Genomic DNA, 22,152 nt, shown 5'->3' on the forward strand with positions numbered 1-22,152 from the left:
AACGGTAGTTCATCTTCTCATCTTCAAGGCTTTGGAATTAGGCCAATTGGAATTAGCACCATACTGTTGAGCTGGTTGCTGAGACTTCATCGGGCCAATCCCTCCGTCTCTCTTGATAAGAAAAATATAAGAATTTTCAGAAATAATAATACAAACACTTTATCATAGTTTTCTATAGTTTACAAGTTCAATAGGGATACAAGGTTAGGGTTTTTTTCACCAATTTAAATTCAATATGACACCACAACAGCCATTATCAATTAGACGTATTCTAAAACTATCAGGTGTATAGTTCGTTTCGAATTTCATCGTAATACCTGTGGATGAAATTAATTTCTCCACTTCTGCTTTATTTGAAAGTTGTGCTGCATTCATTAAATCATGGGCAAATTGCTGGGAGCTTTCAATTTTATCCGTCAGTAATTGGGCTTGCTGCATAATTGCCTTTATCCGTGTAACCGATGATTTTAATTTATGTGTATCAACAGGTGGAAAGGGATTGTTGGTCGGCATTGCAAGATGTTGGGGAAAGGATCTTACAGCAAGGTGGTTGGCAATTGGTGGCGCTGAGTAATGATAGGGATGAACGAAATACGGATAAGGATTGTAATACAATGGAATTCCTCCTATCCTATAGCTGATATCTTATCTTATGTATTCAAGCGAATTTAGGTGTAACTCCATTCTTGTCTTACTTATAACACAAAAAGGAAGCCACAGGGAGCTTCCTTTTTATCAATATTGTATATATACCGATGTTAAATTACCAAAATATCAAGTAAATGCTAGATAAACGGACTAACAATATTATTGTTTTTTATTATCGAAAAGCAACCATAATAATGTAACAATCGCTGCTAGCATAACCATTAGGAATCCATAAAGAGGCGTATGTGCTAATGATTGATGGCGAATAATAAAACCTCCAATATAGGATCCTAAAAATATACCAATGTTAAAAGCAGAAATGTTTAATGCTGAAGCCATAGAAATAGCTGACGGCACATATTTTTCAGACAGTAGAACAGCATATAACTGTAATCCTGGGACATTCATGAACATAAATAATCCCATTGTCAGTACCATGACTAAACCGATAATCGGTGATTCAAGAGTGAAGCCAATACCAAGTAACGCTAAGGCAAGTCCAACAAAAATTATAAAGATGGAACGTAGCGGATTTTGGTTAGCAAAATGGCCTCCTAATGTATTACCAATAGCAACGCAAATACCATAGACAACTAATATAATTACTACTGCATGTGGGGAATAGCCCATATATTGCTCTAAAATAGGTGAAACATACGTATAGACTACAAAGGCCCCACCATATCCAATAGCTGTAATGAAAAGGATTAATAACATGCGAATATTGCCTAATACTTTGCCAATATCACGTAAAGAAATAGGATTACCTTTTGATAATTGGTTAGGTACTAGTAAAGCATTACTAATTAAACCGATAATGCCTATAATGACGATAAAAATGAACGACATACGCCAGTCTGTTACTTGTCCAATAAATGTACCAAGTGGAACACCGGTCACAGTAGCTAGCGTTAAGCCTGTAAACATAAAGGCAATCGCGCTTGCTCGTTTATTTGGTTCAACTACATCAGCTGCTATAACAGAGGCGATCGACATAAACACACCATGAGCTAATGCTGAAATAATACGACCTATTATCAGTATAGAAAAAATTGGTGCGATAGCTGCAGTTAAATTCCCCGCTATAAAAATGGTCATAACAAGCAATAAAACTGTTTTTCGACTAAGACGAGATGTTAAGGCTGTTAATAATGGAGCACCAACAGTGACACCTAGTGCGTATATAGAAACGGTTAAACCGGCAGTGCTTAAAGATATACCAAAATCATCTGTAATTAATGGTAAAAGTCCAACACTGATAAATTCAGTGGACCCTATACCAAATGCACTGATTGCAAGTGCTAGCAATGTCAATTTTGCATTTGGCTTTTTTGATTGTGACATTTTACTAATATCTCCTTTGATTTTTTTTAGTATGTGTAGTAATATTCATGCATGCCTAAAAGTTGTGTAGAGTACTTTTAGTTACTTTTGAATATTACGGGGGTTTACAATGCAAAAAATTTATAATATAGGTGTTGAAGCTACGCTTGAAGTTATTGGTGGTAAATGGAAACCGGTCATTCTTTGCCATTTGAACCACCATGGTGAAATTCGAACAAATGAATTTCGACGATTGATTCCAGGCATTTCCCAAAAAATGCTTACAAGTCAATTAAGAGAGTTAGAGCAAGCTGGTTTAATCCATCGCAAGGTCTTCAATCAAGTACCGCCTAAAGTGGAATATTCATTGACTTCCTATGGACAAGGGATGGAGCCTATTTTGAATATGCTTTGCACTTGGGGCGAAAAGCATGTTGAATTACTAAAGGATAAAGGTGAAGATGTTCTGTTAAAACAACGCGATGAAGATATCGCTATGCAGCAAACATCATAATGAGGGAGAAAGAGACTGTCACATACAAGACAGTCTCTTTCCTCTTTTTAATGCTTATAGAGCAAAGTCAAATTCATCTGGATTTGGACCAACACGTTGTTCACGATTCATCTCATTGATTAATGCCATTTCTTCGTCTGTTAAAGTAAAGTCAAAGATATCAGCGTTTTGCATCATACGCTCTCTACGTACTGATTTTGGAATTGTAATCACTCCATTTTGTACATCCCAGCGTAAAATAACTTGAGCATTTGATTTTCCGTATTTTGTTGCAATTTTTGAAATCGTTTCATCTTCAAGAAGACCACCTTGCATTAAAGGTGCCCATGCTTCAAGTTGAATTTGGTGCTTGTCACAGAATGAACGAAGCTCCACTTGTTGTAAGCGTGGGTGGAATTCCACTTGGTTCAAAACAGGTTTAATACGAGCAAATGATAATAAGTTTTCCAAGTGTGCCACAGTAAAGTTACATACACCGATTGCTTTGATCTTGCCTTGTTCATATAGGTCTTCAAGTGCTTTCCACGATTCAGCATATTTATCTTTACCAGGCCAATGAATTAAATAAAGATCTAAATAATCTAATCCTAATTTTTTTAGGCTCTCTTCATATGCTGCAATTGTTTCATCATAGCTTAAGCCATCGTTCCATACTTTTGATGTAATAAATAAATCTTCACGACGTAAGCCAGTTGATGCTAGAGCTTGTTTAATACCTTCTCCTACACCTGCTTCATTTCCATAAATAGCAGCAGTATCGATGCTTCGATAGCCAACCTCGATCGCATTTTTAACCATTTCTGCAGTAGCGTCATTTTCTACTTGAAAAACGCCTAAACCCATACCAGGCATTTGTAGGCCGTTATTTAATGTGATTGTATCTTGTAAATGAGTAATCATTATTATTCCTCCAATTGTGTGTTTGCTTGATTGCTTTTTCATTATGATGCCCCACAAGAAGAAAAAAAAGTACGTACATTTTTGTTTCATAGAAACGTCGAGGTAACTTTTGTGTGATGCCAATGGTTAGAGAGATAAAAGTTTTTTAATAGTACTTTTTGCAATTTAAAATTACAGGTGAAATCAGGAGGATATAAAGAAATGAAGGGTAATCCATAGTGAAATCCAAAAAAATGAATAGATTATGATTATCTCTGTGCTGATGCAACCAAATGACTTTCTTCCCGAATTAAAAGGAAAAATTTGTTGGATAGAGAATTTAAATAGTAATACTACTTTAAAAAGGGGATTGGAAAATGAATCGTTTAAACTTAATCACATTAGGCGTTAAAAATATGGTGGAGTCACTTACCTTTTACCGAGAGGGACTTGGCTTTGAAGTAGTAGTGTATGGAGAAGAAACAAATCCAGATGTAATGTTCTTTAATAATGGGGGAACTAAAATATCACTATTTCCAATTGAACGTCTTGTAAACGATATCAATGAAGCAAACCCACCAGAACTTAGCCCCGGCTTTGGAGGTATCACCCTTGCTTACAATGGTAAATCAAAAGAAGAGGTGGACCGCGTATTTGCATTAGCTAAAAAAGCTGGAGCGTCTATTGTAAAAGAGCCAGAAACAGTATTTTGGGGCGGTTATAGTGGCTACTTCCAAGATCCAAACGGTTACTATTGGGAAGTAGCTTATGGTGATATGTGGAAATTTGATGAAAATGATATGCTAATTATTCAATAATGATTCAAAAAGAGAGCTCACTAGAAACGTTAGTGTGCTCTTTGCATTGACTGCTTAACAATAATGTTCCCTCATTAAATTCACAAAGTTTTGTGCAGCTTTAGATAAATAATGATTCTTCATCCATACAAGTCCTACGGAAGTGGATAACTCTGTAGTTGGGATTTTGTAGGCATGAAGCGGTAGGTCTTCAAATTGCTTTAGAATGGTTTCAGGTACGATGGAGGAGCTAAAACCTGATTCGATTAAATTCATTAAAAGCGCAGTATCTGAACATTCCCCGACGATATGGGACTGTAATTGGAAGCGGGAAAATGCTTCTAAAATTGAATAGTGAACTCCTAACCCTTCTGTACTCGGTAATAAAATCGGCCAATTTTGAATTTCGGCCAAAGTCACCTCATGTTCTAACAACTTAAACTTCTTGGATTGTATAAAATAAAACGGTTCTGTGTACATATGAAGGACAGAGAAATCATCTAATTCTAAGGGCAAACGAATGATCGCTAGTTCTACTACACGATCTCTTACAAGCTTACAGAGATAAGAGGATTCATTTTGTTGAATTTTATAAGTTACCTTAGGAAATTGTTGTTGGAATTGATGTAATAATTGGGGTAACTCAACAACTGAAAATGTATTGATGCCTAATGTTAATCGTCCATGAATGCCTAGCCCTACATCCTTGACCTCTGCTTCCGCCTCGTCCATTAATTGAGCAACCTGCAATGCATATTTATATAAGGTCTTCCCAGCCTCCGTCACTTCAAAGTACTTGCCGCTTCTCTCTACCAATTTTGAACCAAGCTCTTCTTCCATTGTTTTTAGATGTTGGCTTAATGGTGGCTGAGAAATATGCAGTCTTTCAGCAGCAGCAGAAATCTTCCTTTCCTCCACAATCGCTATAAAATATCTTAGTTGTCGAATATCCAATTAAGTCACACCCCTTTATTATACGTAAAACCTAAGTAAAACAAATTTTTTTAATGTTTTTCATATAGTTAGTGTCATGTTAGCATATTCTAGCACCTACGTGTGAAGTTTCTAATTGTATTTAGAGCAGATGAGAAAGCAATTACAGATAATAATATCTACCTTTAAAACGCAACTTACACAAAGCTATTAATAGTTGCGCTTTTTTATATCTACTCAATTAATAGACATTTTTCAAATTTCCTAAGAAAATAAATAGCGTTTATCCTATAATAACCATGTATGCAATAATATTGTTTTTAATTTCTAGTTAACTTCATATTGCAAAATATGGTATTTTAATATAGCTTTTGATTATCAACAAGAAGGAGGATGAACATTGATTCATATATTGTACATAGAAGATGAGAAAGAAATAGGACAATGGGTTAGCAAGGAGTTAACGGAAAGAGGCTATGAGGTAACATGGCTAGAGTCTGGCGAAGGTCTTGAACAACACATTGCTTCAAAAGATCTTGCTATATTGGATGTCATGCTACCCGGGTTAGATGGTTTTTCGATTGGCAAAAGAATAAAACGAGAGAATAAAGATTTACCTATTTTGATGCTATCTGCTCGAACAGCCGTTGAGGATAAAATTGAAGGGCTTAATTTTGCTGATGATTATTTAACAAAGCCATTCCATCCTGATGAACTAGTAGCAAGATTAGAGGTATTACTAAGAAGATATCAAAAAAACGATGATGTATTGGCATTGCAGCATCTTAAAATTTATACAAAAGATATGCGAATTATTAATACATTAAATGAAGAAGAAATTCTTCTCACTGGCAAACAATTTTATTTATTGCAGTATTTTATTCGTCATCTAAATCAAATTTTAACGAAGGAACAACTCTATGAGGGTGTTTGGGGTGAGAGTTACATTGAAGGTGATAAAACATTGATGGTTCATATTCGATATTTAAGAGAAAAGATAGAAATTAATCCTGCAAAACCCCAGATTATCGAAACAATTAGAGGAATTGGCTATAGGGTGAAACTATGAAATTTTTCCGTTCATTATTAGCGAAATATATGCTCATTATTGTATTAGCTATATCGATTGTTCAAATTTCCTATCTCGGTGTTGCTACTTTCATGTTAGGCATTTCAAAGACAGGATCTGGAGACTTTTCAAGTGAAGCTCTTCTGGAAAGTGATATTGAGGAACAATGGCATACACAAGCAAAAAGTATAAACAATGCATCAGAAGCTACCATTGAACAGCTTTTTCAAAAATGGCAAAAGCAATATCCTACAGCTTCAATGTTCTGGGTAAGTGAAAAGGGAAATTTACTGACTACCATGAATGTTCAGGATGAGCTTCCTAAAATATGGACACCTGCATTTACAACCAAATTTATTAAAGAGCGCTATGGAAGTGATCCATTTACTGTAATTGCTTTCTTAGGTGATGATGTGTCAAATGGCTTTATTGTGTTAGAGATTTCAAGGGATGTCTTTAAGCCCCCACTTATAAAGATTTATGATAACTACGGTAGCTTCTTATTTTTTGGTGTTGTAGCCGTTATCCTATTTTTTATTGCCGTTTCATTTTTATTTTTCAAGGGAATTCGAAAAAGACTATTACATCTACAAGAGGCTATGGAAATTCGTGATGTTGACGGTTTACCTATTGAAATACAGGTGAAAAAGCGGGACGAAATTGGACAATTAGAGCATAGTTTTAACAGAATGGTTTGTGAGCTAAGAGATAGTAAACAGCGTCAGCAGAAGGAAGAACAACTAAGAAGAGAGCTGATCGCCAATTTATCACATGATTTGCGAACACCTTTAACAAAAGTAAGGGCTCAATCTTATACAATTAGCAAAGAAGCATTGTCAGAGGAAGGTATACAGGCTTTAAAAGCAATGGAAGCATCCATTGTGAATATTGATGCTTTAATTGAAAACTTAATGTCGTACACATTGCTAATGGCAAGCAAATATAAATTCGAACCGAAAAACATCAATGTTATTCGGTTTGTGCGGGAACATTTAACAACCTGGTACCCAGTTTTTGAACGAGAAGGATTTACTATCGATATTGAACTGCAAGCATTTGAATCCAATGAGTGGAGTGTTGATCCATTATGGCTAGGGCGAATATTTGATAATATCTTTCAAAATGTGCTACGTCACGCTTACAGTGGTAAATATATAAGTGTGAAAACAAAATCCACGGATAGCTATAAAGCATTTATTATTGAGGATCATGGTCAAGGGATGAAAAATGAATCCAATGCAAAAGGAGCAGGGATTGGTCTATCTATTGTCGATATTATGGTAAAGGGTATGGATTTAGAGTGGGAAATAACTTCTAGTCAATCTGGCACAAAAATTATAATCAAAAATGTTATGCAATCTGCGAAGCTTGGGAAGTAAAGGCTCGCAGATTTTTATTTTTAGTGTAGTGAAAGCTTGGCATTTGATGATGGTAGACATTTTTAAACAAAATTTAAACTTGGCCCTTACCTATTTTTAAACTTCTATTCTTATGATAATGAAAGAGGTGAGGACAATGGAATATATCGTACAAACACAAAACTTATCAAAACGCTTTGGAAAAGAGCAAGCTGTAGCAAATTTGAACTTGCAAATACGAAAAGGCGAAATATATGGATTTTTAGGACCGAATGGGGCAGGAAAAACAACAACGATTCGTATGCTTCTTGGTTTAATGAAGCCATCCTCAGGGACAATAAAAATCTTCCAAAAGGATATTACAAAGGAGCGTATCCAAATCTTAGCTAATGTCGGCTCGTTAGTAGAAAATCCTTCGTATTATCCACATTTAACAGCCTATGAGAATTTGGAGGCGCTAAGAAAAATTTTAGGTGTGCCTAAATCTCGAATAGATGAGGTTCTAGAAATTGTTCGTTTGAAAGAGGCTGCCAATAAGAAGGTTAAGGGCTTTTCGCTAGGTATGAAGCAACGTCTTGGAATAGCAGCTTCACTACTACATAATCCTGAATTACTCATTCTAGATGAACCTACTAATGGTCTCGACCCTTCAGGCATTATTGAAATTCGTAATTTAATTAAACGACTACCGAAGGAATACGGCATGACGATTATAATTTCCAGTCATTTATTATCAGAGATCGATCAAATGGCTACACAAGTAGGTATAGTATCTAAGGGGAAATTGATATTCCAAGATTCCATTGAGGAGATGCGGAGATTCGCTCAGCCAAAGGTACTATTTAAAGTAAATAATAGTGAAAAGGGATGGCGCTGTTTACTGGCAAATGGCATTAAGGCAGATTATCAAAATGGCGTTATTTTCTTAGAGGAATGCTCGGATGAAAAAGTAGCTCATATTGTCCAAGTCCTTGTTCAGGAGGGCATTTCTGTATTCCGTGTAGAGGAAGAGAAACGCTCATTGGAGGAAATCTTCCTGCAAATGACGATGGGAGAGCAGGCGATATGATAGGTAAATTGTTAACTGCTGATTTCTTGAAGATCAAACGTAAAGGATTATGGTTTTTAACGCTTTTAGGACCATTGGGTGTAGTCGCCCTACAAATGGTTAATTACGGAGTAAGGAAAGATTATTTATTACAACAAAGTGAGGACGATTGGGGCTATTACTTATTAAACATCCATTCCTTTACACCGCTTGCCATTGTGCTGGGCATTGCTATTCTAACTTCATTCATGGCGAGTATTGAAAATGAGACAAATGCTTGGAAGCAGCTGATTGCCTTACCTGTTTCAAAATTATCCGTGTATTTATCTAAATTTACAGTGTTGGCCCTATTACTATTTTTGGCTTCCACAGTACTGATGATTTTTACGCTTAGTTATGGGCTGTTTTTAAACTTAGGAGCACCTGTACCTTACTTAGAGGTTGCCAAATTTAGTTATTTTCCTGCGCTAGCAGCATTGCCTATATTGGCGCTCCAGCTTTGGATTGCGAGTGTTAGCCACAATCAAGGGATTCCTATTACAGTAGGTATTTTCGGAGTGATATTTGCCTATTCTTCATTTGTTTTACCAGATTGGATGATATGGAAATGGCCATCATTAATGAACCAATGGGATGAGCCAATCATCAATGTGTTATTAGGCGTAGGAATTGGTATTTTACTATATATTGTTGGGATGATTGATTTTGCAAGAAGGGACGTGAAATAATGATTGCTCTACTTCGAGCCGAATGGTTTAAGTTACGTAAATCAAAAATGGTGCCGATTATTTTCGCAGGACCAATAATAGGTTTGTTTATTGGACTATCAGCCAATCTAGAGAATACTATGTCAGGGGTTCAAATCAATGAATGGTTTATTTCCTTATTCTCAATGAATTTAACATATGCATTATTATTTTTACCTCTTATTACTGGCGTTTTTGCAAGTATCATTTGTAGATATGAGCATCAGTCAGGTGGATGGAAGCAGCTTTTAGCACTGCCTGTAACAAGAGGGAAAGTATTTGTCGCGAAATATGTATTGGTTATGCTGCTTGTTTTGGCTATGCAATTATTGTATTTAGGATCTATCTATGCTGTAGGTATGCTGAAGGGCTACACGGATCCCTTTCCAATAGAGATCGTGTGGAAAAGTATTGCAGGAGGCTGGGTGGCAACATTACCCCTAGTAGCCTTACAATTGTGGATGTCCATTATGTTTAAAAGCTTTGCTGCTCCCTTTGCTGTCAATGTCATATTTACGTTACCTTCTATTTTAGCGGTAAATTCTGAGCGAATTGGTCCATATTATCCTTGGGCACAACCATTTTCAATGATGTATATAGGTGGCAATACAGACGATGTATTTTTTGTGCCTTGGGAGCAATTACTAACAGTTATAGGTGGGGGATTCATCCTATTTTTCCTCGGCGGATATTACTATTTCCAACGAAAAGCGATTTAACCTTAAGGGAGTATTGACATGACAATGATTAAACGAAGTTTACGATTATTCACTGCATCTTTGCTACTTATTGCTTTAGCAGGGTGTGGACAGGGAGAGGCAGTAACAGATGCCTCGCAATACATTAGTGAAATAGAAAATATTTCTATTCCTGATGATGTGAAAATTATTGGTTTTGGGGAAGCAACACACGGAAATATTGAATTTCAAACATTAAAAAAAGATCTGTTTGAAGCGATGATCAAAAATGAACATGTCCAAGTCTTTGTTTTAGAAGGGGATTTTGGAGGTGCCCAGCAAATTAACCAATTTATTTTAAAGGGTATTGGTACGGCGGAGGAAGCTATAAAAGCTTTAGATTATGGCATCTACCAAACCGAACAAATGGTAGAATTAGTGCAGTGGATGCACGACTATAATCTGGCAGTCGAAGAACAAGATAAAATTTATTTCTATGGTAATGATATGCAACGCTATGATTATAGCAAAAAGGGATTGCTAGATTATTATACAGATGTACATGCGGGGAATGCTGAGAAATTTAAGGCCGAGCTAAAACATATTTCAAACAAAACGATGAGAGAATTATCGAATAATCAGCTAACAGAACTGGATAAAACGATTGATACAATCATTGAAGATTTACAATCGAATAGAGAGGCATATGAGAAAAAGTCATCGAAGGATGCTTTCTCCTTTGCGGCACAATATGCTCAAATAATGAAGCAGCGAACGCAATTATTTTTGAATGATGGAAACTATATGAATTTACGAGATGAATATTTAGCTGAAAATTTACAATGGATTGTTGAATATGAAGCCACGAAAGGGCATGATAAAGTATTCATGTCAGCACATAATGGTCATATTGAGAAAACCTCTGCGACGATGGCAGGATATCAATCGATGGGACAATATTTAAACGAGCAATATAAAGATCAATATTTTGCGATTGGTACAGACTTTGTAAAAAATACATTCCAAGCACAAAATGGGTCTGGTGAACGAAAGGAATACACGATTGAACATCATAATGCTTTAGTAGATGCTTTTAGTGAGGTTAACGATACTATTTTTTATGTAGATTTTGAACATGCTAGTCAATCAGAGGAATTAGCAAGTATTCTTTCTAAAAGCCAAAGAATGGGCAATGTCGGTGACGATTTTCGTCCATGGTATAAGCTAACACAAATGCTGTATACCATTAAAATGACACCTGTTGAAGCTTATGATGGTCTTATTGTTGTACAAGAAGCAACGCCAACCAAAATAATCGATTAAAAAAATTAGCAACCTTTATCAAAAAAGCTTTTTCCTTCTCCAGTATGATGAAGATGAGGTGAGTAACATGGAGTATAGTCAGGCAACGCAAAGGACCATTGCCTTTATTGAGGAGCAGTTGACGGAAGAAATGACACTTGAGCACCTTCCTCATACTGCTGGCTATTCGAAATATCATCTAAGTCGCATTTTCAAACAAGAAACTGGATTAACAATTGGTGAGTATATTCGTATACGCCGACTAGCTTTGGCGGCAAGTTATTTAATGTACTCCAATGCATCGATATTAACAATTGCATTTACACTTCAGTTTCAATCACAAGAAGCTTTTACACGAGCTTTTAAAGAAATTTACGCTTTGCCGCCAGGGAAGTATCGAAAAATGATGCAATCATTAAGCATGACGGAGGAGGAAAAATTAGTGGTATCAAATGAACAGGTTAAGGGTTGGATGTTGAGCGGTGGGAATCCTGAGTTATATCAATTTCATACAGATGACAAGGTATTTCATTCAGGAACTCGTTCGGGAGTATTGTATTCTTCAACCGCTTCAGCGAATAATGGACAATTCGCTACGATGATGCAGGGCTTTCAAGCAGCTGAATTTAAAGGCAAGCGCTTGAAAATGTCATGCTATTTAAAGACTGTAGATGCTGCCAAATGTGGTGCATGGATGCGCATTGACAATGCTACGGGTGATACGATTCAATTTGACAATATGGATCAACGGTCTGTAAAAGGGACTACCGAATGGAATCACTATTCTATTGTGTTAGATGTGCCTGAAGAAGGTGATTCCATTTATTTTGGTGTGTTATTGATTGGCTCGGGTAAGGTATGGGCAGATGGTTTCCGCTTTGAGGAAGTCGACGACAAGGTACCTTCAACTAACATGCTTTCACAGGAACGATTACCTAAACAACCAGCTAATTTAGACTTTAGCATGGATTGATTTTGATGCTTTGTTATTCAAGCTTCACCAGTGATTGACTTTGATTAATAACGTATCGTTTACCTCTAATTTGTTAAAGCTAATAAAGAGGAGGTGTGAAACGATGGCACAAGAAATTCTTTGTGAAGTCAATAACTGTACATTTTGGGATTCTGGAAACAAATGTACTGCAGAAAAAATTTATGTTGTCAGCCAGAAGGGACAACATGCTTCCAACAGTGAGGAAACAGACTGTAAAACATTCGAACCTGAAACGCATTAATGACTAAAGGGTAATCATGAATATGATTACCCTTTATCCCTGTCTTTATTAATAAATATCCACTTTTTCTTTGTTAAATAAAAGTGCATGCGCATTTTTTACTTTTTCTTCTACATAATCCAACGAGTATTTACCAACAGAATCTGTTAAATCTCCAATTGCCCGCGACAAATTATCAATAATCGGAATTAATTTGTGCATTTCAGTGCGATGTTTCTCTTTGTGCATCTCATCCATGATTTCATATGCAAGACGCTGGATCTTCCTTAGTCGCAATTTTTCAGATTGCATTGAATCCTCCTTATTGAACCAATTTATGATGTCTAATTATATGAGCTACAATAAGGTTTCATGAATGATGTTCTTTAGAAATAAATGCTAGTGTTATGTTATCTTTTCGGAAGTCTAATGGTGAATGTAGTCCCTTTAGCAAGCTCGCTTTCTACAGAAATAGTGCCACTATGTGCTTGAACAAGGTTATAAACAATTGCCATGCCTAATCCAGTGCCTTCAGAAGAGGTATCTGTAGTTGTCCCACGATAATACTGTTGGAATATATTCTCTGTCATCTCGGGAGACATACCAACTCCGTTATCCACAATGTGAATTTCAACAAATTGATCGCTATCAAAAATATGTGTATAAATATCAGTGTTCTGAGGGTTGTGGATAATCGAGTTCATTAAAATATTTTGCAATATCCGCTGCATGTATTTAGTGTCAAAATCAATGTTTATAGAATTTTTATCTGCTTGAAAATGCAATATATATTTTTCTGCTTGTGGATAATTGCTTATGTTAGCAACAATTCTTTTTGTAAATTCAACAATATCATGTTTTGTTTTGTGAAGGGGTAGTTTTCCATTTGTATTATTTAACTGAATAACGAGACTTAAATCTTGAATTAACTCCTCCATATGTTTTCCTTTATCAGCAATTTCCTGAATAAAACTATGTGCTTCTTCCTTCGACCATTCATATTGATCGTTTAATAATAGTGTAGAGTAGCCTGTAATATAGGTAAGTGGTGTTTTCAAATCATGAGATATACCAGCTATCCATTCTTGTTTTGCTTGTTCCACTTGGGCTCTTTCTATTTCGGCAGCCTTGAGTTTTGCTGATAAGGATTGTAGATGTTCTAGTACCTCTTGGTATAGCATAAAGCGCATACGAAGTTTGCCTTTCCGGTTATAAATCTTAGAAAGTCCATTTGGTTTTATGTAGTTTTCCTGTGAAAGCTGCTGAATCCAAGTCATGATAAAACCGAGCGGACCTCCAAAATACCAGCCAAATACAGCAATGCAAATTAACGTGCTAAAGCAAAAAATCCATAGTACCAGCAAATTCTCATAATCTTCACTAACAGTGTGCTTAAAGATTGGAAGAATACCTTCAAGCCCGATTAAAATGCAAATGCCGCTAAAAAGTATCCACAGTATGATCCCCAAAGCGAGATGTAGTGTAAATCGAGTATTTATTCGCATAATAATCCCTCTTTTGGTGGGATAAATTTATAGCCAATGCCTCGCAGATTAACGATTATTTTAGGTTTACGCGTATCATCCCCAAGTTTTTTTCGTAATTTCGAAATATGAATGGTAACAGTCTTCTCCTCACCATAAACATCATTTCCCCAGACAAATTCGTAAAGTTGAGAAGTTGTATAAATACGATTTGGGTTTTTACAGAAGAAGTGCAGAAGCTCCAGTTCTTTAGCGGTGCATTCAACAATTTGATGATCTACTTTCAGCGTCGCCGACTCCGGATTAAAGGCAAAATAACCAAAATCGTACTTAATACTTTGTTGTTGCTGAGCAGCCTCATACATTTTTTGACGTCGAAGAATAACTTTTATTCTAGCTACAACCTCTAAAGGATTAAATGGTTTTGTTATATAATCGTCGCCGCCAATACCTAAACCAGTTAATTTATCAAAATCTGTTGACCGAGCGCTGACAAAAATTATAGGTGTGTTGGTATACTTACGTATTTCCGTACATAACTCAAAGCCACTAATATCAGGTAGCATAATATCCAGCAGAATGACATCGTAATCATTGTCCTTAACAAGCTGTAGAGTTCCTTTACCCGTAGAAGAAGTCTCAATATTTATAAAGTTCTCTTTCCGTAGTGTAATATCTAATAATTTTAAAATGCCCAATTCATCATCCACGATTAAGATATTTGCCGTTTCCACTTTTATCCCTCTTTTCCTTTTCATCATAACAGCTTCTAGTTTTGAAATCCTCATTCAGTAAAAATATTACGGTCATTTTCCATTGTGTTTACTTTATTTTTACTTTCCTTTATTAAGCTTAAAGTAACGAAAACAAAATGGTGAGGAGCTAAAACTGTGGAATCTGTTATTGAAATTAAACAATTAAATAAAAGTTTTAAAGGAGTAGAGACCATCTCTAGTGTCAATATGAATATTCGGCCAGGAGAGATTTATGGTTTCTTAGGTCCGAATGGAGCGGGGAAAACGACCATTATGAAAATGATTTTAAATTTAATAAAACCTACATCTGGTGACATTAAAGTTTTTAATCAACCTGTTACGAGGACTTCCTATCAATATTTAAGCAAAATAGGAAGCATTATTGAGTACCCCGAATTCTATGAAAGGCTGTCAGCAAAGGAGAATTTAGAACTACATTGCGAATATATGGGCATTTATGAAAAAAAGGCAGCTGACGAAGCTCTCAAAATAGTTGGCCTGCAAGGTGTTGAAAATAAAAAGATTAGTGAATTTTCCTTGGGAATGAAGCAAAGATTAGGGATTGCGCGTGCCATTGTTACCAAGCCAGAGATTTTAATTTTAGATGAACCGATTAATGGTCTTGACCCGATTGGCATTAAAGAGGTGCGTGAATTGCTAGTGCTACTAAAAGAAGAGTATGGCATCACAATTTTAATCTCGAGTCATATTGTATCAGAGATTGAATCTATCGCGGATACAGTAGGCATTCTTCAGCATGGAAAATTACTAAAAGAAGTCAGGATGGATGATATTCGAAAAGAAACAATGGAATATCTTGAAATCACGGTGGACGATTTAAAGAAAACAACGAATGTCCTGGAGAGTTTGAACATTCGAAACTATGAAATCGCGAGTCAACAGAGGGTGCGTATATTTGATGAAAATAATTCATCATCTCAAATTAATAAAGAACTCATTGTTAATGGCATCGTCGTTCATAGTATTGAAAAGCAACAACAGCATTTAGAAGAGTATTTTTTAAAACTGATTAATGGGGGAAGTCAACATGCTTAAACTACTAAGGCTAGAGTGGAAAAAGAATCGGATGGCGGGTTATTTTAATGGCTTAATCATTAGTATAATAGGTATTTTTGTAGCTGTTACATTAATGGCGATGGGGTCTGAGGGGGATAGTGAGTTTCAGAATTACACAGAATTTATGTCGTTAACGAACATTTTAATTAGAATTGTCTTTATTATTTTTTCGAGTGTTATTCTTGCACGTCTAGTTATCGATGAATATAAAAATAAAACAGTTCAATTATTATTTTCATATCCATTGAAAAGAAAAAAAATTATAGTGGCTAAGCTTCTTCTCGTCTTTAGCTTTTGTTTTGTAAGCATCATAAGTGCAACAATCGTTATCAATTTACTTATTTATTTTTTAAATCCGACATTGGGTCTTTTTGGGGAATCTACTGACTTAAAAGAAATGCTTGAGACAGTTCCTTCGCTGCTACTAAGTGCTTTTATGACAGCTGGCGTAAGCTTAATACCGTTGTACTTTGGTATGCGAAAAAAATCAACCGCCTCAACCATTACATCAGCTGTATTCATTGGATTTGTCATTAACGCAACAGTTTCTGATGGCTCTACCTCCTCTAGTTTATTTCAAATCATTGCTGTGCCAATTATGTTGTGTTTAGTAGGGTTTTTTGTAGGTTATCTATCCTACCGCAAAGTTGATAAAGTGGATCTAACGTGAAATGAGGAGATTTGATGAAAAAAACCATTGTAACGACTCTACTATTTTTTATTCTAGTAGGTGGACTATTAGTTGTCTTGAAACTAAATGGGGAGCAAAGCTATGAAAAACAAAAGTCTTTTGATGGACAGCAAATTCAAATACTAGAAATAGACAATGAGTCGTGGAATATTGTATTAGAAAATATAGATTCAGAGGAACTGAAAATTAATATTAAAGGAAATAAGCAAAAGAAACAAAGTGACCCTGTGGAAATAAAAGAAGATGGTCAAAAAATAAGTGTATTTCAAAGAGATAAAGAAGTAGGTATTCTAAAAAATATTAGTATTGGCGAAAAAGGAACTATTCACATTGCTATACCAAAGAATTCAGTTAAATTAATTGCAATAAGAAATAGTTATGGGGATCTTCGTATTAATCATTTAGCAACTGAGGTCATGACAATATCAAGTGAATCAGGCTCAACTATAATGAAGGGGCTTGCAGCCAATAAAGGAGAACTTATATCGAAGGATGGGGAAATAAATATTTTAGATAGCTCTTTGGAAGAATTATTAATAAGTGCTACGAATGGTGATAGCTACATTACTAACGTTTCTAGCACAAAGACGAAAATTACTTCATCTAGCGGTGAGGTTGTTTTGAAAGAGATAGATGAAGAAAAATCATTATTAATCGAAACTGGCTCAGGAGATATTACGATTTCTTATAAAAATAACCCACAATCATTAAAGCTTTCAGCTTCGAGTGATTCAGCAGACATTACTGTTGATTTAAAAGGTTTAAACAAAAAAGATGTGAGTGGAAATTCAATGAGTGGGACAATTGGAGAGTCGTCAAATAAGTTGGAACTAGTCAGTAAAGCAGGTATAATAAATGTTAAATAAATACAAATAAAGGGGGCTTTTATGGGGGAGATTTACGTCATTAGACATTGTCTAGCAGAAGGGCAATCTGAAGATGCCTCTTTAACGCAGGAGGGAAAAAAGCAGGCGGAAAGTTTAGTAGATTTTTTCAAGGATATAAAAATTGATCGAATTCTTTCTAGCCCTTTTTTAAGAGCAATTCAATCCATAGAACCACTAAGTACGAAGGATAATATTACGATAGAAATTGAGGAAAGACTTTCAGAGCGACTTTTAAGTACTAGAGATTTACCGGATTGGTATGAAAAATTACAGGCAACATTTATCGATTTGGATTTAACATTTGATGGTGGCGAATCTAGTAAAGAAGCGATGAATCGAATTGTAAATGTTGTAGAAGAAGCATTTGCTCGAAATGTTGCGAGTACAGTAATCGTAAGTCATGGCAATATCATTGCATTGTTATTGAAGTATTATGATAAGGACGTTGATTTTCAAAGCTGGAAAAATTTAAGCAATCCAGATGTTTTTCGATTAAGTAAAAAGCATAGCAATGTCAGAATAGAGCGAGTATGGAATCCGGATTTTTAAATACAAGGTGGTATGGTAGGAGTGTCTTATCATACCTTTTAGTATGATTTCAGAGAAATTGTTCTATATAAAAGAAGGAGTGTATAATGGAGACCATTTTAAAAGATATTTTAACATGGATTACGTTAGCTGATAAAAGGATAATCATTGGCATTTCAGGGCATGGAGCTGCAGGAAAAACAACGTTTGCCCATAAATTAATAAATGCTTTAAATCGAGATGAAGTGAATTATATGAATACGGATCCGTATATTGTGAGTTCAGATATACGCAAACAGGCAATCATTGATTATACATATCAACATCAGGATCATCGTTTTAAAATGACTGCTTGTCATCCTGCTGCACATCATCTACCTTCATTGGAAAGAGATGTTCAGATGATAAAAGAAGGACTAGATTTATGGACCATCGATACACATTATATGAAAAGTTCTTTCGTTTCTTCCAAAAGGCCAATTACGATTGTTGAAGGTATGAGTGTAGCGTTTATAAATCCGGAGTTATTTGACTTAAAAATTTACTTTTATACAGATGAAGCTACAGAACTAATGAGAAGATCTGGACGTGATGTAAACGAAAGAGGAACAGAACTCAATTATTTAAAGCAGTCACATAATGAACGACGTATTCAATATGAGTTATTTATGCATCCGTATAGTCAGTATTTTGATGTGGTGATTAAAACACATCAAAATGAATTTCATATTGAGAAAAATATTTTTTTAAAATAATAAAAGAGCCTTCATCTCCACAAGCAGAAGGCTCTATTTGTTAGTATTGATATGTTACGCGAACAGTAGCTTGGATTGCTACTTGCCCTTGTGCGATAGGTGTATTTCCAGAGGCATCAACCATAGAACGATAAAGGATAGGTGTGTTAACCTGCTCCTCGACAATTTCAATTGGGAGAGGTTGTAAAGGAAGATGCATGGTTTCCGCAATCGTTTTTGCCTTCAAAAGAGCATTTTGAAGGGCTACTCTTAATGCTTGCTGATAGTAAGCATCTGTATGGTCAATATTGAACTGAATGTTGGCAATACGATTTGCCCCATGCTCTATGGCAGTATCAATGATTAAGCCAAGATCGTCTATATTCGTTACGTTGACAGTAACGGCATTAATCACTTCATAGCCATTAAAAATTTGCTTGCCATCTTCAAACTGATATAGCGGTGTAATTGTATAACTTGTTGTTTGAATTTGTTCTCTTGGAATACCAAGCGCTACGAGTGATTGAATGACTTGATTCATAATGATCGCATTCTCCTGTTGTGGCACCTGGACATTATCCCCTTGTGTTTGAACTTCAATTTGTAGTTGAGCAGAAGTGGGCGTAGCCTTTACCTGTCCGTTGCCAGTTACAGTCATAACACGCGATGTATGGGTTGCTTGTTGATTGACCTGTGCATAGTACATACAATACCACCCTTCGTGAGCTTTATAGTATAAGCTATGCAAAAAAGTTTATGACTTGTCTAGTTTTTTTAATAATTTATTATGGAGCTTTGTAAATAATAATAAGGTTAAAATTGTTCCTAGCAAGGCTAAAAACATGTCCCATTGAGCATCCCAGCGATCTCCCTGCATTCCTAAAAAGTCTTTTGCCCCTTTACTGCCCTTCGAGACTCTTGTGCTTAACCATTCGATGATTTCATAAAATGCAGCAATTGCAAGCAAAATACTAATTGTTATGCCTGTTAACCAAGCTCCTTTAGTAAGCGTAGTCTTTCTAAGTAGTATTTCTCTTATAACAATAGCTAATAAACCTTTTAAAAAATGGCCAAAGCGATCATAGTGATTACGTTGTAAATGAAACTCTTCTTTTATCCAGTTAAAAAGGGGGACTTCCGAATAGGTATAATGCCCACCTATAAAAGTAAGGATTGAAAGTAGGGCAATGATAAAGTAAGAAAATGTTGTGAAGCGAAATTTATTATAGATACAAACAACAACAATAATCGCCACAATGCCAGGGCTTACTTCTGCTAGCCAATCTAAGTAGGAGGATGGCTTAATGACAGACCAGACGAAGACAATCAGGACGATAGCAAGTAATGTTACATGTATCTTAAAATGTTTCCGATTATTCATAATGATACACTCCCTTTGTCCCACAGTATGGGGAAGGGGGAAATTGCTTATTCAAGAAGTAGTAAGAAAAAGCGTCTAGTTACTCTAGAACTGACGCTTTTAGTATGTTAAATCATTTTTAAAAGTGCTTCTACGCCAGACATTCCTTCTGTAATACCAAGCTGCTCTGCTTCATATGTTACCGATTCTAATGGAGCTGTTAAAAGCTCATCAATTGTCTTCACCCCAACTGCACGACCAGCAACAATTTTTCGATCAACTAAGCGACTATTTAAAAGACCAACATCTAATGCTCCACACATAATATAGCCCGTATTATTGGAAATGGTCAGTAGCGTTGTTTTAGGTAATTGAACAACTACTGCTGTGAAGAAATGCCCTTTAATCATAATAGGTTCAATTGTCACCATCAAAATCACTCCTTTTCTCTATATACATATGGTGATGGTGAGTAAGGTGTTCAACATTTCTATTAAAAAAATGTGAAAGAAGGTGACAACTAAACTAATCAATTAGTTATATGGAAAAAACCAAAAAAAATCTACTCGTAATGAATAGATTCCTTTACCTTTATTTTGTATAAGAAAGTAAAGCGGTTTGCTTAAAATTATTTAAAGCAATTGTTGCCTCACTTTTAGTACTGTATTCAAACATGCGATACGTATTTTTTTCAAAAACCGTAATAACCCACATATATGTCATCTCCTTTATTGTGTTGCATAACATTTAATTTATTTGTGAATCTGTTATATATCAATGATGATTTTATTTTACATTAGATCATAAAAAAATAAAGGTCTATTCATAACCTTTCACATATTGTTCGAAATTTTATGTAGTTCATAATGTTTTTTTGAAATAATTAAAGGAGAAAACCGTCAGTCCTTTTGGAAGTATAATTCACTGTAATTCGTAAATAGTAAGTTGACGGAGTTCTGAATGTTGGACTTGGGAGGTGATGCTATGACACGTAATTATGTACTGCTTCTAACAGTTTGCTTTTTAATCATCTCGGGATTTTTAGGAATGAAAGGCTATGCAGATAAGGGGCGCCCTTATTATGAAGAGACAGGTAAAGTTGTATGGGATATCAATACAGAAGATAAAATTGTTGCCCTTACCTTTGACGATGGCCCACATCCAAAATACACGGCTGCAGTGCTTGACTTACTAGCTAAATATGATGCTAAAGCAACCTTTTTTATTATTGGAAAAAATGCAGAGAAGTATCCAGAGCTTGTTTTACGTTCTTATACAGAAGGGCATGAATTAGCAAATCATACGTATACACATCCATTTAAAGTTTCCATCAAAAAATTGCAAGAAGAGCTTCAACAAACGAATGACACGATTTATAGTATTACTGGTTTTTCCCCAGTTTTATTCCGTCCCGTTGGTGGAAATTATACGGATGCTATGATAAATGCTGCTGTTAAGGACGGCTACAAGGTCGTAATGTGGTCTTGGCATCAGGATACTCAAGATTGGAAGGAGCCTGGTGTCAAGAAAATAGTGCAAAAGGTGATGAAGGGAACAAGACCTGGAGATGTCATTTTATTTCATGATGGTGGCGGGAACCGTTCGCAAACGATTAAGGCACTAGAAGAAATAATACCCGCATTAAAAAAACAAGGCTATTCATTTGTCACAATATCCGAGTTGATTGAAAGTAAACAGCAACAAGAGCAAATTCAATAACGAAAAATAAGCCATCTCAACTAGGTTTGAAATGGCTTATTTTTCATAGTTTGATTTAGAAGAAAATAATTGGAGCTAGTGCAATACCTAATATTGTTCCTAAAGCTATTCCATAGCCAAAACCGGCACCTCTATATCCCCCGAATCCCCAAAATCCTAAACCATAACCACTGTATCTTCTATCAGGTAGAATCCATACCTGTCTTCTGTCTACCCTTGTGATTTCCCCAACATGTACTCTACCAGATGAATCCGAAATCCTTACACGTTTTCCATGATATTTACAGCAGAGATTATAAGCATCAGATGGATTCACACATATCCCTCCTTTCGATGTCATTACAAGCTAATATATGCGGTTTGATGCATTTATCACTAGCCGATTGTCTATTCCAACATATGCTATATA

At 35.6% G+C, this 22,152-nt stretch carries 28 protein-coding genes and 1 riboswitch; of the genes, 16 read left to right on the forward strand and 12 right to left on the reverse strand.

Annotation, left to right across the window (positions count from 1 at the left end; all coding sequences use genetic code 11):
- Positions 1-14 precede the first annotated feature (14 nt).
- Positions 15-122: riboswitch (SAM riboswitch) on the reverse strand.
- A gap of 94 nt (positions 123-216) precedes the next feature.
- Positions 217-615 (reverse strand): YuzC family spore coat inner layer protein, encoded by a 399-nt coding sequence (locus ABC382_RS16930; protein WP_274794850.1) that lies wholly within the window; start codon positions 613-615, stop codon positions 217-219.
- Positions 616-807: 192 nt separating this feature from the next.
- Positions 808-1,992 (reverse strand): MFS transporter, encoded by a 1,185-nt coding sequence (locus ABC382_RS16935; RefSeq protein WP_274794848.1) that lies wholly within the window; start codon positions 1,990-1,992, stop codon positions 808-810.
- A 109-nt stretch (positions 1,993-2,101) separates the two neighbouring features.
- Between ABC382_RS16935 and ABC382_RS16940 the strand changes: the two genes are divergently transcribed.
- Positions 2,102-2,485: a winged helix-turn-helix transcriptional regulator gene (locus ABC382_RS16940; protein ID WP_274794847.1), complete on the forward strand. Its 384-nt coding sequence runs from the start codon at positions 2,102-2,104 to the stop codon at positions 2,483-2,485.
- 54 nt (positions 2,486-2,539) lie between these two features.
- On the opposite strand, the gene ABC382_RS16945 is transcribed toward ABC382_RS16940, so the two are convergent.
- Positions 2,540-3,385 (reverse strand): aldo/keto reductase, encoded by an 846-nt coding sequence (locus ABC382_RS16945; RefSeq protein WP_274794846.1) that lies wholly within the window; start codon positions 3,383-3,385, stop codon positions 2,540-2,542.
- 356 nt (positions 3,386-3,741) lie between these two features.
- Here ABC382_RS16945 and ABC382_RS16950 point away from each other — a divergent pair, with 356 nt between their 5' ends.
- Positions 3,742-4,182: a VOC family protein gene (locus tag ABC382_RS16950; protein ID WP_274794845.1), complete on the forward strand. Its 441-nt coding sequence runs from the start codon at positions 3,742-3,744 to the stop codon at positions 4,180-4,182.
- A gap of 54 nt (positions 4,183-4,236) precedes the next feature.
- Here the strand turns inward: ABC382_RS16950 and ABC382_RS16955 are convergent, their stop codons facing one another.
- A complete protein-coding gene (locus ABC382_RS16955) occupies positions 4,237-5,115 on the reverse strand; it encodes a LysR family transcriptional regulator (protein ID WP_274794844.1) in 879 nt (292 codons plus the stop codon).
- A 379-nt stretch (positions 5,116-5,494) separates the two neighbouring features.
- Between ABC382_RS16955 and ABC382_RS16960 the strand changes: the two genes are divergently transcribed.
- The 8 genes from ABC382_RS16960 to ABC382_RS16995 all read left to right on the forward strand — a co-directional run bounded on the left by ABC382_RS16960 (position 5,495) and on the right by ABC382_RS16995 (position 12,529).
- Positions 5,495-6,163, forward strand: coding sequence for a response regulator transcription factor (locus tag ABC382_RS16960; protein WP_274794843.1), 669 nt, complete (start codon positions 5,495-5,497; stop codon positions 6,161-6,163).
- Complete coding sequence (locus ABC382_RS16965) at positions 6,160-7,542, forward strand: sensor histidine kinase (RefSeq protein WP_312506560.1); 1,383 nt, start codon at positions 6,160-6,162, stop codon at positions 7,540-7,542. The genes ABC382_RS16960 and ABC382_RS16965 overlap by 4 nt, the downstream gene beginning before the upstream one ends.
- Before the next feature lie 136 nt (positions 7,543-7,678).
- Positions 7,679-8,590, forward strand: a complete 912-nt coding sequence (locus ABC382_RS16970) for an ABC transporter ATP-binding protein (protein WP_312506559.1) — start codon at positions 7,679-7,681, stop codon at positions 8,588-8,590.
- Positions 8,587-9,297 carry an ABC transporter permease gene (locus ABC382_RS16975; protein ID WP_274794840.1) on the forward strand — a complete coding sequence of 237 codons (711 nt, stop codon included), beginning with the start codon at positions 8,587-8,589 and terminating at the stop codon, positions 9,295-9,297. Before ABC382_RS16970 ends, ABC382_RS16975 begins: the two co-directional genes overlap by 4 nt.
- On the forward strand, positions 9,297-10,034 hold the full coding sequence (locus ABC382_RS16980) for an ABC transporter permease (RefSeq protein WP_322605262.1): 738 nt from the start codon (positions 9,297-9,299) through the stop codon (positions 10,032-10,034). The genes ABC382_RS16975 and ABC382_RS16980 overlap by 1 nt, the downstream gene beginning before the upstream one ends.
- Positions 10,035-10,052: 18 nt before the next feature.
- Positions 10,053-11,315 carry an erythromycin esterase family protein gene (locus ABC382_RS16985; RefSeq protein WP_312506557.1) on the forward strand — a complete coding sequence of 421 codons (1,263 nt, stop codon included), beginning with the start codon at positions 10,053-10,055 and terminating at the stop codon, positions 11,313-11,315.
- 67 nt (positions 11,316-11,382) lie between these two features.
- Positions 11,383-12,267, forward strand: coding sequence for a helix-turn-helix domain-containing protein (locus ABC382_RS16990; RefSeq protein WP_312506556.1), 885 nt, complete (start codon positions 11,383-11,385; stop codon positions 12,265-12,267).
- A gap of 103 nt (positions 12,268-12,370) precedes the next feature.
- Complete coding sequence (locus tag ABC382_RS16995) at positions 12,371-12,529, forward strand: DUF1540 domain-containing protein (RefSeq protein WP_004231699.1); 159 nt, start codon at positions 12,371-12,373, stop codon at positions 12,527-12,529.
- 48 nt (positions 12,530-12,577) lie between these two features.
- Here the strand turns inward: ABC382_RS16995 and ABC382_RS17000 are convergent, their stop codons facing one another.
- The 3 genes from ABC382_RS17000 to ABC382_RS17010 form a co-directional block, all read right to left on the reverse strand.
- Entirely contained in the window at positions 12,578-12,820 is a 243-nt protein-coding gene (locus ABC382_RS17000; protein ID WP_004231701.1) for a hypothetical protein, read from the reverse strand.
- 98 nt (positions 12,821-12,918) lie between these two features.
- Complete coding sequence (locus tag ABC382_RS17005; protein WP_312506555.1) at positions 12,919-14,013, reverse strand: sensor histidine kinase; 1,095 nt, start codon at positions 14,011-14,013, stop codon at positions 12,919-12,921.
- Entirely contained in the window at positions 14,004-14,726 is a 723-nt protein-coding gene (locus ABC382_RS17010) for a response regulator transcription factor (RefSeq protein ID WP_274794836.1), read from the reverse strand. The genes ABC382_RS17005 and ABC382_RS17010 overlap by 10 nt, the downstream gene beginning before the upstream one ends.
- A 156-nt stretch (positions 14,727-14,882) precedes the next feature.
- On the opposite strand from ABC382_RS17010, the gene ABC382_RS17015 reads away from it, so the two are divergent.
- The 5 genes from ABC382_RS17015 to ABC382_RS17035 all read left to right on the forward strand — a co-directional run bounded on the left by ABC382_RS17015 (position 14,883) and on the right by ABC382_RS17035 (position 18,685).
- Positions 14,883-15,803: an ABC transporter ATP-binding protein gene (locus tag ABC382_RS17015; protein WP_322610557.1), complete on the forward strand. Its 921-nt coding sequence runs from the start codon at positions 14,883-14,885 to the stop codon at positions 15,801-15,803.
- A complete protein-coding gene (locus ABC382_RS17020) occupies positions 15,796-16,494 on the forward strand; it encodes an ABC transporter permease (protein WP_322610558.1) in 699 nt (232 codons plus the stop codon). Before ABC382_RS17015 ends, ABC382_RS17020 begins: the two co-directional genes overlap by 8 nt.
- A gap of 14 nt (positions 16,495-16,508) precedes the next feature.
- Complete coding sequence (locus tag ABC382_RS17025; protein ID WP_322610559.1) at positions 16,509-17,381, forward strand: DUF4097 family beta strand repeat-containing protein; 873 nt, start codon at positions 16,509-16,511, stop codon at positions 17,379-17,381.
- A 21-nt stretch (positions 17,382-17,402) separates the two neighbouring features.
- Positions 17,403-17,951, forward strand: a complete 549-nt coding sequence (locus ABC382_RS17030) for a histidine phosphatase family protein (RefSeq protein WP_274794832.1) — start codon at positions 17,403-17,405, stop codon at positions 17,949-17,951.
- Positions 17,952-18,037: 86 nt separating this feature from the next.
- Entirely contained in the window at positions 18,038-18,685 is a 648-nt protein-coding gene (locus ABC382_RS17035; RefSeq protein ID WP_322605267.1) for a uridine kinase family protein, read from the forward strand.
- 40 nt (positions 18,686-18,725) lie between these two features.
- On the opposite strand, the gene ABC382_RS17040 is transcribed toward ABC382_RS17035, so the two are convergent.
- The 4 genes from ABC382_RS17040 to ABC382_RS17055 form a co-directional block, all read right to left on the reverse strand.
- Positions 18,726-19,370: an SIMPL domain-containing protein gene (locus ABC382_RS17040; protein WP_274794830.1), complete on the reverse strand. Its 645-nt coding sequence runs from the start codon at positions 19,368-19,370 to the stop codon at positions 18,726-18,728.
- A 48-nt stretch (positions 19,371-19,418) separates the two neighbouring features.
- Complete coding sequence (locus tag ABC382_RS17045) at positions 19,419-20,045, reverse strand: DUF2238 domain-containing protein (protein WP_312506551.1); 627 nt, start codon at positions 20,043-20,045, stop codon at positions 19,419-19,421.
- Between the two features lie 107 nt (positions 20,046-20,152).
- Positions 20,153-20,455 carry a YunC family protein gene (locus tag ABC382_RS17050; protein ID WP_274794828.1) on the reverse strand — a complete coding sequence of 101 codons (303 nt, stop codon included), beginning with the start codon at positions 20,453-20,455 and terminating at the stop codon, positions 20,153-20,155.
- A 160-nt stretch (positions 20,456-20,615) separates the two neighbouring features.
- Positions 20,616-20,738, reverse strand: a complete 123-nt coding sequence (locus tag ABC382_RS17055) for a hypothetical protein (protein WP_274794827.1) — start codon at positions 20,736-20,738, stop codon at positions 20,616-20,618.
- A gap of 270 nt (positions 20,739-21,008) precedes the next feature.
- Here ABC382_RS17055 and ABC382_RS17060 point away from each other — a divergent pair, with 270 nt between their 5' ends.
- Positions 21,009-21,743: a polysaccharide deacetylase family protein gene (locus tag ABC382_RS17060; protein ID WP_274794826.1), complete on the forward strand. Its 735-nt coding sequence runs from the start codon at positions 21,009-21,011 to the stop codon at positions 21,741-21,743.
- Positions 21,744-21,798: 55 nt separating this feature from the next.
- Here the strand turns inward: ABC382_RS17060 and ABC382_RS17065 are convergent, their stop codons facing one another.
- Positions 21,799-22,059 carry a hypothetical protein gene (locus tag ABC382_RS17065; protein ID WP_274794825.1) on the reverse strand — a complete coding sequence of 87 codons (261 nt, stop codon included), beginning with the start codon at positions 22,057-22,059 and terminating at the stop codon, positions 21,799-21,801.
- Positions 22,060-22,152: the final 93 nt, after the last annotated feature.

Source organism: Lysinibacillus phoenicis (assembly GCF_047238325.1).
Classification (GTDB): Bacteria; Bacillota; Bacilli; order Bacillales_A; family Planococcaceae; genus Lysinibacillus; species Lysinibacillus irui.

Coding starts and splice junctions, on each gene's coding strand:
- ABC382_RS16980 (WP_322605262.1), top strand. CDS start 9,297: ATGATTGCTCTACTTCGAGCCGAATGGTTTAAGTTACGTAAATCAAAA.
- ABC382_RS16970 (WP_312506559.1), top strand. CDS start 7,679: ATGGAATATATCGTACAAACACAAAACTTATCAAAACGCTTTGGAAAA.
- ABC382_RS16940 (WP_274794847.1), top strand. CDS start 2,102: ATGCAAAAAATTTATAATATAGGTGTTGAAGCTACGCTTGAAGTTATT.
- ABC382_RS17055 (WP_274794827.1), bottom strand. CDS start 20,738: ATGTGGGTTATTACGGTTTTTGAAAAAAATACGTATCGCATGTTTGAA.
- ABC382_RS17045 (WP_312506551.1), bottom strand. CDS start 20,045: ATGAATAATCGGAAACATTTTAAGATACATGTAACATTACTTGCTATC.
- ABC382_RS16990 (WP_312506556.1), top strand. CDS start 11,383: ATGGAGTATAGTCAGGCAACGCAAAGGACCATTGCCTTTATTGAGGAG.
- ABC382_RS16975 (WP_274794840.1), top strand. CDS start 8,587: ATGATAGGTAAATTGTTAACTGCTGATTTCTTGAAGATCAAACGTAAA.
- ABC382_RS16945 (WP_274794846.1), bottom strand. CDS start 3,385: ATGATTACTCATTTACAAGATACAATCACATTAAATAACGGCCTACAA.
- ABC382_RS17020 (WP_322610558.1), top strand. CDS start 15,796: ATGCTTAAACTACTAAGGCTAGAGTGGAAAAAGAATCGGATGGCGGGT.
- ABC382_RS17060 (WP_274794826.1), top strand. CDS start 21,009: ATGACACGTAATTATGTACTGCTTCTAACAGTTTGCTTTTTAATCATC.
- ABC382_RS17025 (WP_322610559.1), top strand. CDS start 16,509: ATGAAAAAAACCATTGTAACGACTCTACTATTTTTTATTCTAGTAGGT.
- ABC382_RS17040 (WP_274794830.1), bottom strand. CDS start 19,370: ATGTACTATGCACAGGTCAATCAACAAGCAACCCATACATCGCGTGTT.
- ABC382_RS16995 (WP_004231699.1), top strand. CDS start 12,371: ATGGCACAAGAAATTCTTTGTGAAGTCAATAACTGTACATTTTGGGAT.
- ABC382_RS17035 (WP_322605267.1), top strand. CDS start 18,038: ATGGAGACCATTTTAAAAGATATTTTAACATGGATTACGTTAGCTGAT.
- ABC382_RS16950 (WP_274794845.1), top strand. CDS start 3,742: ATGAATCGTTTAAACTTAATCACATTAGGCGTTAAAAATATGGTGGAG.
- ABC382_RS17050 (WP_274794828.1), bottom strand. CDS start 20,455: ATGGTGACAATTGAACCTATTATGATTAAAGGGCATTTCTTCACAGCA.
- ABC382_RS16965 (WP_312506560.1), top strand. CDS start 6,160: ATGAAATTTTTCCGTTCATTATTAGCGAAATATATGCTCATTATTGTA.
- ABC382_RS17005 (WP_312506555.1), bottom strand. CDS start 14,013: ATGCGAATAAATACTCGATTTACACTACATCTCGCTTTGGGGATCATA.
- ABC382_RS17000 (WP_004231701.1), bottom strand. CDS start 12,820: ATGCAATCTGAAAAATTGCGACTAAGGAAGATCCAGCGTCTTGCATAT.
- ABC382_RS16935 (WP_274794848.1), bottom strand. CDS start 1,992: ATGTCACAATCAAAAAAGCCAAATGCAAAATTGACATTGCTAGCACTT.
- ABC382_RS16985 (WP_312506557.1), top strand. CDS start 10,053: ATGACAATGATTAAACGAAGTTTACGATTATTCACTGCATCTTTGCTA.
- ABC382_RS17030 (WP_274794832.1), top strand. CDS start 17,403: ATGGGGGAGATTTACGTCATTAGACATTGTCTAGCAGAAGGGCAATCT.